The sequence below is a fragment of the Candidatus Merdisoma sp. JLR.KK006 genome (assembly GCF_036941035.1).
GTDB lineage: Bacteria > Bacillota > Clostridia > Lachnospirales > Lachnospiraceae > Laedolimicola.
Genome location: NZ_JAYMNS010000053.1, coordinates 1 through 12,792 on the forward strand (window position 1 = coordinate 1; position 12,792 = coordinate 12,792).

15 protein-coding genes are annotated in these 12,792 nt (G+C 40.9%); 11 read left to right on the forward strand and 4 right to left on the reverse strand.

Annotated features, from left to right (window positions below; genetic code table 11):
• Both VSQ61_RS21965 and VSQ61_RS21970 read right to left on the reverse strand, forming a co-directional pair.
• Positions 1-521, reverse strand: a 521-nt coding sequence (locus VSQ61_RS21965) for a relaxase/mobilization nuclease domain-containing protein (RefSeq protein WP_334346477.1), incomplete at its 3' end; no start/stop codon positions are given.
• Positions 470-811: a plasmid mobilization protein gene (locus VSQ61_RS21970; RefSeq protein WP_016226228.1), complete on the reverse strand. Its 342-nt coding sequence runs from the start codon at positions 809-811 to the stop codon at positions 470-472. The genes VSQ61_RS21965 and VSQ61_RS21970, both read right to left, overlap by 52 nt.
• A gap of 482 nt (positions 812-1,293) precedes the next feature.
• On the opposite strand from VSQ61_RS21970, the gene VSQ61_RS21975 reads away from it, so the two are divergent.
• The 6 genes from VSQ61_RS21975 (at position 1,294) to VSQ61_RS22000 (ending at position 7,820) form a co-directional block, all read left to right on the forward strand.
• Positions 1,294-1,977 (forward strand): response regulator transcription factor, encoded by a 684-nt coding sequence (locus tag VSQ61_RS21975; RefSeq protein ID WP_159749874.1) that lies wholly within the window; start codon positions 1,294-1,296, stop codon positions 1,975-1,977.
• A 10-nt stretch (positions 1,978-1,987) separates the two neighbouring features.
• Positions 1,988-3,025, forward strand: a complete 1,038-nt coding sequence (locus VSQ61_RS21980) for a sensor histidine kinase (protein ID WP_159749876.1) — start codon at positions 1,988-1,990, stop codon at positions 3,023-3,025.
• 144 nt (positions 3,026-3,169) lie between these two features.
• Positions 3,170-3,853, forward strand: coding sequence for an ABC transporter ATP-binding protein (locus tag VSQ61_RS21985; protein WP_334346478.1), 684 nt, complete (start codon positions 3,170-3,172; stop codon positions 3,851-3,853).
• Entirely contained in the window at positions 3,850-6,180 is a 2,331-nt protein-coding gene (locus VSQ61_RS21990; RefSeq protein ID WP_334346480.1) for an ABC transporter permease, read from the forward strand. The genes VSQ61_RS21985 and VSQ61_RS21990 overlap by 4 nt, the downstream gene beginning before the upstream one ends.
• Before the next feature lie 198 nt (positions 6,181-6,378).
• Positions 6,379-7,296, forward strand: coding sequence for a YdcF family protein (locus VSQ61_RS21995; protein ID WP_334346481.1), 918 nt, complete (start codon positions 6,379-6,381; stop codon positions 7,294-7,296).
• 89 nt (positions 7,297-7,385) lie between these two features.
• A complete protein-coding gene (locus VSQ61_RS22000; protein WP_331495364.1) occupies positions 7,386-7,820 on the forward strand; it encodes a winged helix-turn-helix domain-containing protein in 435 nt (144 codons plus the stop codon).
• 19 nt (positions 7,821-7,839) lie between these two features.
• Here the strand turns inward: VSQ61_RS22000 and VSQ61_RS22005 are convergent, their stop codons facing one another.
• Positions 7,840-8,097, reverse strand: a complete 258-nt coding sequence (locus VSQ61_RS22005; RefSeq protein ID WP_159756342.1) for a helix-turn-helix domain-containing protein — start codon at positions 8,095-8,097, stop codon at positions 7,840-7,842.
• A 177-nt stretch (positions 8,098-8,274) separates the two neighbouring features.
• Here VSQ61_RS22005 and VSQ61_RS22010 point away from each other — a divergent pair, with 177 nt between their 5' ends.
• Positions 8,275-8,610, forward strand: coding sequence for a hypothetical protein (locus VSQ61_RS22010; protein WP_159749878.1), 336 nt, complete (start codon positions 8,275-8,277; stop codon positions 8,608-8,610).
• Between the two features lie 100 nt (positions 8,611-8,710).
• On the opposite strand, the gene VSQ61_RS22015 is transcribed toward VSQ61_RS22010, so the two are convergent.
• A complete protein-coding gene (locus VSQ61_RS22015) occupies positions 8,711-9,058 on the reverse strand; it encodes a helix-turn-helix domain-containing protein (RefSeq protein ID WP_159749880.1) in 348 nt (115 codons plus the stop codon).
• A gap of 526 nt (positions 9,059-9,584) precedes the next feature.
• On the opposite strand from VSQ61_RS22015, the gene VSQ61_RS22020 reads away from it, so the two are divergent.
• From VSQ61_RS22020 to VSQ61_RS22035, 4 genes are all read left to right on the forward strand, one after another.
• Complete coding sequence (locus VSQ61_RS22020; protein WP_159749882.1) at positions 9,585-10,025, forward strand: sigma-70 family RNA polymerase sigma factor; 441 nt, start codon at positions 9,585-9,587, stop codon at positions 10,023-10,025.
• Entirely contained in the window at positions 10,009-10,257 is a 249-nt protein-coding gene (locus VSQ61_RS22025) for a helix-turn-helix domain-containing protein (RefSeq protein WP_159749883.1), read from the forward strand. The genes VSQ61_RS22020 and VSQ61_RS22025 overlap by 17 nt, the downstream gene beginning before the upstream one ends.
• Positions 10,258-10,687: 430 nt before the next feature.
• The gene (locus tag VSQ61_RS22030) at positions 10,688-10,876 is read left to right on the forward strand and encodes a DUF6462 family protein (RefSeq protein WP_016298949.1); all 189 of its coding nucleotides are present in this window, start codon (positions 10,688-10,690) and stop codon (positions 10,874-10,876) included.
• Positions 10,877-11,200: 324 nt separating this feature from the next.
• Complete coding sequence (locus VSQ61_RS22035; protein WP_159749887.1) at positions 11,201-12,436, forward strand: site-specific integrase; 1,236 nt, start codon at positions 11,201-11,203, stop codon at positions 12,434-12,436.
• The last annotated feature ends 356 nt before the right edge of the window (positions 12,437-12,792 follow it).

The following is a 12,792-nucleotide window of genomic DNA, read 5'->3' on the forward strand; positions in this document are numbered from 1 at the left end:
GTTTTCCATGCGGCACTGTTCTTATCTGCCTGCCATTCGTTGTATTTTTTCCCACGCTCCCCACCGGGGATAATGACAGAAAGATTATGCTCGCTGCACAGCTCGTCACTTAATTTTCGGATGCGGTAATAGCTCTGCTTACAGTCGTGATATTTATCATGCTCTATGTTGTCGGCGGCACAGAAAATGATATGGTTATGGACGTGACCTTTATCAATATGTGTGGTGACAACATAAGAATATTTCCCTTCTAAAACTTTGTCCGCAAGCTCTTTTCCAATCTGGTGCGCTTCGTCAAAGCTGACCTCACCGGGAGCGAAAGCCTGTATCAGATGATAGGCTTTATTAGGGCTGTTTTCCCGGCAATGGTCTAAGGTGTATTTGAAGTCAATCGCTGCGGTTTCCGGTGCACAGGCATAGGAAGAAATATAGATGCTTCCGTCTGTCTTGTCCGGGTTGCATATGTAGGCTACCGCTTTATCAACGGTTGCTGTGATAGCATGGATTTTTGTGACTGCCATACCTGTTTCATCAACTCCTTTACTTCGTCCATATCTTCTTGATAGACGTGATTTGTGCTGTTAATTCTTTTCGCAATCTGGTTCAAACTTGAACTGATCCGCCCCAACTCCGTATTGTATTCCCGTAAAAAACTGTAATCCACGTCATAGACATATCCGTATAGAATCAGTTTCCGGATAAAAGCTGATTTGCTTTTCATGCCAGACAGCTTAAACTTCTCGTCAAGGATATATTGCTCCTTGTCATTCAGGTGAAATTCATTCCGGTTGGTTCTTGTCCTGTTTGCCATTTTTACATCGTCCTTTCTAAATTTGGGCATAAAAAAACTGCTGTAACTTGTCCGGTTTACAACAGTCTGGTTTCGTGTCTGTTCAGTTGTTTTGGATAGAATTATCCATGTGTTATTGTAGCAAATCTCCGGGGGAAGGTCAAGGACTTGCAGAGAAAAACGCAAAGAAAACCAAAGAGGGTTAGGGATACTTCCCTATGGAAATTTCATCATATGGACGGTAGGGAAGTATGGGAAATTTCGCCCATGTGTCCGGACATGGGCAGTGCTTGCTATTCTTGCCTTTCAACACTCCCGGAGGGTGTGTCGGTTCTTGCCGTTCTTGTCTTTTAGCAGTAATGTTTTCTGTCTGGTTGTCAATTTTTGTTCTAACATATATAATCATATTTGTGGATTTCAGAAAAAAGGGGAAAATGATATGGCTGTATTATCTATAAGGAAGCACATTGATAGGCATGTGGGAAAAGGGAAGGATTAAGACTATGAGTAATATATTATTATTGGAAGATGATTTAAGCCTGATTAACGGGCTTTCTTTTGCACTTCGTAAGCAAGGATATGAATTGGAAGTAGCGAGGACTATAAAAGAAGTGGATATTGTTTGGGCAGAGGGTAAATATGACTTGTTAATCTTAGATGTTTCACTTCCTGACGGTTCTGGTTTTGAAATATGCGAAAAAGTCCGTCAAACTTCAAAAGTGCCCATTATTTTTCTGACGGCATCGGATGAGGAAGTCAATATTATTATGGGACTGGATATGGGCGGTGATGACTATATTACAAAGCCTTTTAAATTGGGAGTGCTATTATCCCGGATAAATGCGTTGTTAAGACGTGCGAGTGATTTTGGGCAGACAGATACAGAAATTGTTTCTAATGGCTTAAAAGCTCTTTTGACGCAAGGAAAGGTTTATAAAAATGGAGAGCTTTTGGATTTGACGGCAGGAGAGTATAAACTGTTATGCCTGTTTATGAACAATCCGGGTACGGTGCTTTCTAAAGAACAGATTTTAGAAAATCTGTGGGACAATGAAGGAAATTATATTGATAACAATACACTGAATGTCTATATCCGCAGACTGCGAACAAAAATTGAGGACAATCCCAGCGATCCGCAAATGATTTTGACCGTAAGACGTATGGGATATAAATGGAATATTATTTGATGGGGTTTTTATGAGAATATTTACAAACAAAGATATTAAGATACTGTTTATAGGAGTATCTCTATTGCTATTTTGCAACACGATTCTGTCACAGGTTATATTGTGGAAATTTCACGGAAATTACCCACTTGTACTCCTTATTCTTTCTCTGTTTATAGGATGTGGGATTTTGTTTCTCTGCTTTTGTTACTTTCATAAGCAGCATAAAATCATGGAAACAGCAGTGACAGAAATAGATGAGTACCTTACGGGTAATACGGATGCCCGTATTGAATGTGATGACGAGGGTGAAATGTACAGGCTTTTCCATTCGGTTAATACATTAGTGGCGGTATTGAACGCACATATGGAAAGCGAACTTCGGGCAAAGGAATTTTTGAAGGATACCATATCGGATATTTCACACCAATTGAAAACGCCGCTTGCCGCTCTTAATATTTATAATGGTATTTTACAGAGTGAAACAGAGAATCTTCCTGACTTAAAAGAGTTTACCGTTTTGTCAGAGCAGGAGCTTGACCGCATTGAATCATTGGTACAAAATCTGCTGAAAATTACCAGACTGGATGCCGGAACGATTATACTGGAGAGAAATTTTGAAAATGTATCCGACATAATGCATGACATTGAACAGCATTTTGCATATCGTGCAAAACAGGAGGAGAAAGAGCTTATCCTTTCTGGAGATGATGATATTATGCTTTTTTGTGACCGTGAATGGATGATGGAAGCGGTCAGCAACCTTGTAAAAAATGCTTTTGACCATACGGATGCAGGAAAGCGTATCTTTATTGAATGGAAACGGATGTCGGATATGTTACAGATTGTAGTGAAAGATAATGGGTGCGGTATTCATTCCGAAGATATTTATCATATTTTTAAGCGTTTTTACCGTAGTCGCTTTTCAAAAGATACACAGGGGCTTGGGCTTGGACTGCCGCTGTCAAAGACGATTGTTGAACTGCATGGCGGTAATATTAAGGTAGACAGTGTTTTGGGAAAAGGGAGTGTTTTTATGATAACTATATTAGAAACTACAAAATTGTAAGAAATTTGTTTATTTTTGAGGAGAACATTACAGAATTGTCGGTTTAGAGAAATATTAGAGTAAGGATTGGGTGTTATACTTCTTGCTGAAGGAGGGATAACACCCATGACTTTATCAGATCAAAAAAGTAACAGGAGGCATAACATGAATTTATTGGAAGTGAAAGGAATTTCGAAAACTTATGGGGCAGGGGAAACCGCTGTCCGTGCTTTGAAAAATGTCAGTTTTTCAGTTCCGAAAGGAGAATTTGTTGCGGTAGTAGGAGAATCCGGTTCCGGCAAAAGTACGCTGCTTAATATGCTGGGCGCATTGGATGTGCCTACTTCCGGCAAAGTGATGATTGATGGAAAAGATACGTTTTCCATGAAAGAAAGGCATCTTACTGTGTTCCGCCGCCGGAACATTGGATTTATCTTTCAGGCATTTAACCTTGTTCCCGAACTGACGGTGGAGCAGAATATAATTTTTCCGGTACTTTTGGATTACCAGAAGCCAAACAGAAAATATTTGGAGGATTTACTGGATATATTGAATTTGAAGGAACGCCGGAATCATCTGCCCAGCCAGTTGTCTGGCGGACAGCAGCAGAGGGTAGCGATTGGACGTGCTTTGTTTACCCGCCCGGCTCTGATACTTGCCGATGAGCCGACAGGAAATTTAGACTCGCAGAATACCAGTGAAGTGATTGCGTTGCTAAAAGAAGCGTCAAAAAAGTATGAGCAGACAATTATTATGATTACACACAGCCGCAGTATTGCACAGACAGCAGATCGTATCCTGCAGGTGTCAGACGGAGAACTTACTGATTTGGGGAGGTGCAGGGAATGAGAAGTTATTTAAGCCTTGTGGCTATTTCGGGAAAGGTGCGCAAACGGCAGAACCGTATGACGATTTTCTGTATTATTATTTCTGTACTGCTTGTAACTACGATTTTCAGTGTGGCAGATATGTTCATTCGGAATCAAAGTGAGGGGCTTAAGCAGAAGCATGGAAACTGGCATATTCAGTTGGAAAATATCTCTCAGGACACAGCAGAAGAAATCAGCCGGCGTCCGGATGTCGCCGCTGTCGGCTGGTCGGAAATATTTAATGCAGATGCAGACCAGCCTTACTATATCGGAGAGAAAAAGGCTGCCGTTTACGGCAGTGACAGTATTTATTTAGCAGAGCTTGTGAATGCCCTTGAAGAAGGCTCTCTGCCGCAGAGTGACAATGACATTATGCTTAGTTCCAATGCGAAACTTGCGTTAGATGTAAAGATTGGCGATTCTGTGACAGTAAAGACACCTTCGGGGAATACGGATTTTACGGTATGCGGTTTTGGTTCGGACGATGCAGCGTATTATCGGGATCAGACATATATGGTTGCTGCCTATATGACGCGGGATGCATATATTTCAATCATGGAACCAAACAATATCCCAATCAACCCGGTCTGTTACATTCGGTTTCAGGATGTGTCAAAGGCGTCCGGTATTATTGCGGAAATCAGACAGCAGTATCATTTGCCGGAGGAGGATATTTCGGAAAATACGGCAATTATGGGTCTTGCCGGACAAAGCAGCAATGAATCTATGCATAATATTTACGGAATAGCGGCAGTCTTGTTCATTTTGGTATTATTGGCTGGCGTACTGATGATTTCCGGCAGTATGAACAGCAATGTAGCGCAGCGGACAAAATTCTTTGGAATGATGCGCTGTATTGGTGCAAGCCGTCAGCAGATTATCCGGTATGTACGGCTGGAAGCGTTAAATTGGTGTAAAACGGCTGTGCCTGTTGGGTTAATCATAGGTACGGCAATCGAATGGGGCATTTGTGCATTGCTCCGCTTTTGGATTGGCGATGAATTTGCCGCTATGCCGGTATTTGCCCTCAGCCCTGTTGGACTAATCAGTGGGGCGATGGTTGGAATTGTAACTGTCCTGCTGGCAGCGCAGTCACCTGCAAAACATGCATCTAAGGTTTCTCCGATGGCAGCGGTTTCCGGAAACGCAGATACGGCACTTTCTGTACGGCATGCAACAAAACGGAAAATCAGAAAGGTTGAAAGGACATTGGGGATTCACCATGCAACAGCATCTAAGAAAAACTGGTTTTTATTGACAGCCAGCTTTTCACTCAGCATTATACTGTTTCTTTGCATTTCAGTAGGGTTGGATTTCGCGCATGAGCTGATCCCAACAATGCGTTCATGGCAGCCGGATATTACCCTTAACGGCTATGCAAATGAGCGTGTACTGGATCAGCGTCTGGGTGATGCCATTAGCGGAATTACAGGTGTAGAGCATATTTGGGGCAGTTCTTACATGGAGAATGTTTCAGTTAATTCTTCACGACCAGACATTGACCATGTAAATATAACGTCATATAGCCAGTATATGCTTGACTGTGCCAAGGATAGCCTTGTGCAGGGAGATTTGTCAGAAATCTATGGGGACAGTGACAAGGTTATGACTGTTTTGAATAAAGATAATCCGATAAAAGTTGGAGACACAATTCAGATAGCGGGACAGGATGTTGAAGTTGCATGTGGCATATCCAGCGGGCTGTATCCCAGCGAATATAGCGTGATCTGTTCACAGGAAACCTTTGCCCGACTGACAGGGGAACAGAATTACAGTATGATTGGAATACAATTAAGCAGCAAGGCTACGGATGAAACAGTAAAACAAATCAACAGTCTTACGGAAAGCAATGTTATTTTTACTGACGAGCGTCAGAGTAATCAGAGAAATGCCAATACTTATCTGGCTGTAAAATTTCTGTTGTATAGTTTTATGGCAATCATTGCCATGATTACGCTGTTTAATATTGTCAACAGCATTTCCATGAGTGTAACTGCCCGGATAAAGCAGTATGGGGCTATGAGGGCGGTTGGCATGGATGGGAATCAGCTTACCCGAATGATTGGTGCGGAAGCCTTTACTTATGCTGTCTCTGGTCTTATCGTTGGCAGTGGTATCGGAATTGCCCTAAGCCGCTTTTTGTATGTGAAATTGGTTACACGATTTTTTGGAAGCCAGTGGAGTTTGCCGATTGTTTTAATTGCTATTATTCTTGTATTTGATATTGTTTCTGCTGCGTTAGCGGTATATGCACCCGCAAAACGGATTAGAAATATGCCGATTACGGCAACGATCAATGAATTATGATGCTAAAAAATTATGAAAATTTGCTGCACGACGGAAAAGGGAAAAACCGTCGTGCAGAAGAAAAATACCTTTTTTGAAAGATGAGGGGTTGTTGTGTGGCAGTTTGCGTTTCTTATATTTTTTATTTCGGTCTGCATATTTGCGGGGATTATGCTGTATGACTCCAGAACATTGTGGAGTGGAGCTTCATTTTTGATTATGATGATATGTTTGTCGGTATTTCTGCTTTTGGTCTTATACCAATGTTCAGAATGGCTGGCAGCACATGATTTAGTGATTGGAATACTGATTGTTATATGTATTTTGGCAGTGAGTAGTGTTGTTTTGTTTCCGACAATTCTGATTCTTGTGTTTTTTATAGAAGGAGTAAGGGTTATTAGACATGAAGGAATAAAACCGACAAATTTGTTGTCGATGTTGTTTTCTGTTCTGCTATGTATTTATCTTGTGCTATTTCCAGTAATTGGAAACTTAGGAAAGAATACTTTTGGTACAATGCTCTATAAAATTATTAGTTTCATAGCGGTATATATATTATTGTTGCTGGCAGTGTATTCACTTTCCGCAGTGCTCAATCTTTTTCACCTAAAAAAGAAAAGAAACGCAGATTACATTATTGTGCTGGGGGCAGGAATTATTGGAAGCAGGGTTACGCCGTTACTTGCAGCACGGATTGAAAAAGGAATGGAATTGCTGTGCTATAATCCAAATGCTGTACTGATTATGTCTGGCGGACAAGGTTCAGGAGAGGATATTCCAGAAAGTAAAGCTATGGCAGATTATGCGATTGATAAAGGCGTAAGTGCGGAAAAAGTCATTTTGGAACAAAAATCTGTGTCCACGGAGGAGAATCTGCGGTTTTCAAGGGAACTGATAAAGAAACAGAATCCACAAATTATAGTTGTCACAACTGCTTATCACATGCTTAGGGCGTTAATACTCGCAAAGCGGCAGGGCATAAAATGTGTGGGCTTTGGTGCAAAAACAAAATGGTATTTTACGCTGAATGCTTTTATCCGGGAATTTGTTGGATATTTAAGTCTGACATGGAAAAAGCATATTATTGTGATTGGAATAAATGTTTGTATTGTAATAGCAGTGTATGGATTTAAGTAAACAACGTATATAACATTATATGTATCATCTTTTCCTTTGAAATAGAAAAGATGATTGGAGATGTGCGATATAAGGAAGAAGTGGCATAAATGGGGAAAATGATTATTTTATCATTTAATGATAATGAAGAAGATGCTTGCGAAAGAATACTGCACAATATACATGATGATTTCTGCTATGATTGTTCGGATATACTTGGGAAAGCGACATCATTCCATATAGGAGCATTGGAAATTGATGCAGATAAAAAGAATGTGACGGTAAATAACATTGAAATTGGACTTACTCATATTGAATTTGAAATACTGTATTTGCTGGCGCAGAGTCCCGGCAGAATATACAGTAAAGAGCAGATCTATGATATTGTCTGGCAAGAACCGTATTCCGGCGATTACAACATTGTTATGAGCCATATCCGGCATATAAGGGAAAAGATAGAGGATAATCCGGGCAAGCCGCTTTACATACAGACCGTATGGGGCATCGGCTATCGGTTCAACAAAAATTTAAGCAGCAGTCTGTGATAGGAAAACAGATTGCTGCTTATTTTTTGTCCTGTACGCCTAAGAGGTATTCACAGGATACATGGAAGAACTCTGCCAGAGCGACTACCTCATAATCAGGAACAAACCTTGTTCCCTTTTCAATCCGCAAAACGGTCAAGTCGCTAAATTCATATCCGGCAAGCTGGAGCTGTTCTGCAAGGGCTTTCTGTGACAGCTTTCTTTCTGTCCGCAGTTCCATGATCTTTTGACCGATCAGGTTTTTAGAGTTGCTTTCTTTATTCCAGTAGATTTTAATATCCTGTCACCAACTTTCTAAAGATGAAGTCCTGTATGATTGATTTTACGAAATATTGTTGATAATATACTTCTAAAGATGAAGTGAACGGAAATTATCTTGAGAAAAAGAAACTTGGGATTGATAATACTGCCTGTAAAATGCAAAATTATGTTTAACAGAAAGGTGGAAATGAACATGAATGAAGTTTTTGAAACATTAGCAAACGTCTTTGAGGAACTGCGCAGCGAATCCGGGGACAGGGAGTATTGCGTCCAGACCGAAGATGCAAAAGAAGCCAGCCGGGAACTGAAAAAGAAGCAGAAGGCATTTGAAACATATCTTTCCAGACTGCCGAAAGAGGACAGGGAGTTTTTAGAGGACTATCTGGACACAGTGGATCATGTCCATTACAAGGAGGAGCAGAGGGCGTACTATCAGGGAATTGTGGACGGTATACAGGTGCTTGATGGATTGGGCATCGTGAAAAAACGTATGCGCATAAAAGAATTTCTTAAAAAATTTAGCAGATAAGCAAAGAGGTGGCTGGCAGGACAGAAGGCGAGCCACCTTGTTTGTATAGTTCAGAATAATCCAGAAATATTCATGAAAAAATTCAGACATTGGAGCTATTCTATTCTTTAGGATGTTTATACGTCCGGAGATAGGCTTCCACAATAGCGAGAATGGTTGTTATCTGTTCTTCCGTACATTGTGACAGATAAACCAACAGCCGCTGGTAGTCGAGGTTGTCTGCCGGGACAGTTGGGTAAAAGAACGGATCGGCGGAAATATGTAAGGCTCGTATGAGCTGCCCTAGCTTTTCAAGGCTTGGCACGTTTCCATGATTTTCGATTTCTTTGATATAGCGTGAGGAAACGCCGGATTTTTCAGCCAGTTCTTCATAGGTCAGTTTTTGCTCAGTTCTAGCCTGTTTCAGACGGAATCCCATTTCCTTGTCAATTTTCTTTTTACTTGCCATATATGCACCTCCATGTATAGTGTATATTGCACATTTTACTTTTGAAATGCACTAATAATTCACTTTAACAGAGGGGCATAATGCACACAATAAAATAGAATGACTTTGGATATTGCATATAAAAAAACGCAGTATCCAGAGGTTTTTTTGCGTGGATTTTATCCTTTGGGTACGTTTAGGGGAATTTATGTGTTCTGAACGGTCTAAAGGGTATTTTTTTGACTTCGTGAACCTGTCTGGCTATTGGCGTGGAAAGGTTCTTTTATAAGGTATTTTACTGGAAGTAAAGCAGAATATACCTTAGAGAGTGAACTATACGCACTCGCAAGCTGTGGAGAAAACAGAATAACAGATATGAACAACGTCCAGCGGGCATTCTGCCTGTCCGGGCGTTTTTTATATACAAAAAATTTTTTAATTTTTTACACCCACCCGAACATCAGCCTGTCGCTATTTGGCAGATACTGCGGAAAGGGAGAAGGCGTATGCCTTTGTCACGTCACAACGGGGGAGGAGGTGAACTCGTATGAAGAAACCTTCTTGCCATGATGAACTGACAATCAGGCATCGTTTTGATCGCCTGTGCCAGATGTCGCTCAAGGGCGAAGCAATTAACTATTACCGGCACATGGATTACCGCAGGGAGCATGAAGCCATGTTTTCTGAACTGTCTGAAAAGGAGCTGAATCAGTTGTTTGTTATGGATGAGTATGGAGTGGAAAACAGTCATTTCACAGTGCATGGATATGACATTGAAGTGAAGGACACCCTGATTGCGGAAGCGTTGCAGGCACTTTCGGAACGGAAGCGGAATGTAATACTGCTTTCGTATTTTCTGGAAATGAGCGATGCGGATATAGCAAGGGAGATGAACCTTGTGCGCAGCACGATCCATGAACACAGGACACGCTCACTTGAGATTTTGAGAAAGATTATGGAGGAAAAAGCAGATGCGAAAGAGATGTAAGAGTAATGGAGATAAGAATCTGCTGCCTTTCCATATCATAAAGGCAGCATCAGAAGGCGATGTAATGGCAATCAACGAAGTCCTGAAGCATTATGAGGGGTACATAATCACCCTGTCCACCCGGAAGATGTATGACGAGGGCGGGCAGCTTCATTTCTGTGTTGATGAAACGCTGCGCCGGAGACTTGAAACAAAGCTGATTACAAAAATACTGGCGTTTGAAGCGGTGTAGAGGGCGGTTCGCTGTCCTTTTCCATAGCTGACAGGTTCAGCGGTGTACCTTGAAAATTGAATACTGTATTGCATACAGGACGTGAGGATATGCAGAGCCACTAAGCAGATGCGCCATGACGTACCTGCCCTGTCTTATGGCGGGGTGAACGTGAGGGAATATCGGAAATGATATTGAAGCAAAGGTAAGGAGCGAGTGAGATCGGGCAAAATGTGTAGCAGTTACATGGGGCGATGAAGCATATCTGTGATAATGATACTTCCGGGTTGCGGAGCAGTCCGCAATCCGGTCAATAAAATGACGGTGCAAGACCGATGTGGGCAGTGTAATGAGCTGCCACCTGTATTGCAGTTTTTATCTGCTAATAAATGGGGAGAAGTGTATTCTGCTTATTTATTAGCAGATAAGGCTGTGCAAAAAGGAGAAATTTATGGTAAAGAAAGTAGATAGAAAAAAATTTGTCAGATATAAAGAGGGCGCAGAAATATACAGCATGGGTTTAACCAAATTTCAGGAACTTGCAAAGCAAGCCAACGCTATCTATAAGGTGGATAAACTGGTATTGGTGAATTGTGATATTTTCGAGCAATATCTGGAATCTTTTAGAGTCAGTGAATGAGGAAAGCAAAGAGAATTTCGTAAAAAATAATTGTTCTACAAAAAGTCCTTGACTTTTCGTAGAACGTAAACTATAATGGTGTTAGTTATGAAGGAGGTGCATAGTAAATGCCTAGAACGGGGCGTCCCAAAACCGACTCGCCTAAGCAAAGGTCATTAAGCCTTCGGGTTGATGATGCGGAGTATGAGAAACTAAAAGACTATGCTGCCAAACATGACATGACCATAACGCAAGTGCTACAAAAGGGTGTTGAACTTCAATACTCAATGGAAGAAAACAGGTAGCAGTACGAAATATCTCTTTCCTTTTAAGAAAGGAGTAGAGATGGCAAAAGCAAGGAAAGACCATAGAGGGAGAGCTTTACGGAAAGGGGAAATCCAACGCAAGGATAAAACGTATATGTATACTTATACTGATCCTTATGGTAAAAGACGGTACATATATGCGAATGACTTGGTAGAGCTTAGAGAAAAAGAAAAGCGTCTGATGAAAGACCAGCTTGACGGTCTGGATGTGTATGCGGCAGGCAACGCAGATTTGAATTTTGTTTTTGACAGGTATATTACAACGAAAACAGAATTAAGGCGGACAACCTACACAAATTACACCTATATGTATGACCGATTTGTAAGGGATGAGTTCGGGAAAAGGAAAATTGGAACGATAAAGTATTCAGATGTGTTATATTTTTACTATCATTTGATAAATGACAAAGGATTACAGATTAACACACTTGAAACTATCCATACGGTTCTCCACCCAACTTTCCAGCTTGCAGTGAGGGATGACATCATCAGGAATAATCCAAGTGATGGCGTGATGGCTCAAATCAAGAAGAAGCCGGGGAGAAATCATGGTGTACGACACGCACTCACTTTGGAGCAGCAGAGAGCCTTTATGGACTACACAGCCAAAAGTCCGGTATTCTGCCATTGGACACCGTTTTTCACAGTGCTGTTAGGGACAGGGTGCAGGATTGGCGAAGCGATTGGACTTAGATGGGAGGACATAGATTTAGAGAAAAGGGTAATCAGCATTAACCATAGCGTTACATATTATCCCCGAAGAAATGATACAACCAAATGTGAATTTGGCGTATCCCTCCCGAAAACAGAAGCGGGTATCCGTACTGTCCCGATGATGGATGCAGTATATGAAGCGTTCCAAGAGGAATACAGCGAGCAGAAAGAAGAAGGTTTCAATACTACGGTGGTTGACGGAATGACAGGATTTATTTTCAGTAACCGTTTTGGAAATCTTCATAATCCGCAAGCTGTAAACAGGGCAATTAAGCGGATATACGAATCGTACAATGCAGAGGAAGTGTTAAATGCCAAAAGGGAAAAAAGGCAGCCAGTCATAATACCTCACTTCTCATGCCACCATTTAAGGCATACCTTTTGTACAAGGTTCTGCGAGAAGGAAACAAATGTAAAGGTGATACAGGCAATTATGGGACACGCAAATATTGAAACAACAATGGACATATATGCCGAAGTCACTGACATGAAGAAACAGGAAGCAATACAAAATTTATCACGCAATCTTGATGTATTTTAGGAAAGAGTCCGAAACGGATAAATGAGTACAGCAAATTGTGTGGTTTACAACAAATCTACATCAAATTTGAAATTTTATTGGTAGAATAACACATCATAATGAAGTGTTGAAGCGTAAGAAAAAAGCGGAGATAAGCGGTTATGAAGAATAATGAAGTAACTTGTTTGAAATTCCCGACGATGAAGACCTTAGACAAATATAGTCAGTAAAATCAAGGGTTCTGGGAATTGGAAGTCAAAATTTACGACCAAATTACGACCTAAGTAATGAGGATACGTAAAAAATGAATATAGTAAAATGAAAAATAGCAGGTGCGTAAATGGTGCCTGCTATTTTTGCATATAGTTTTAATAAAA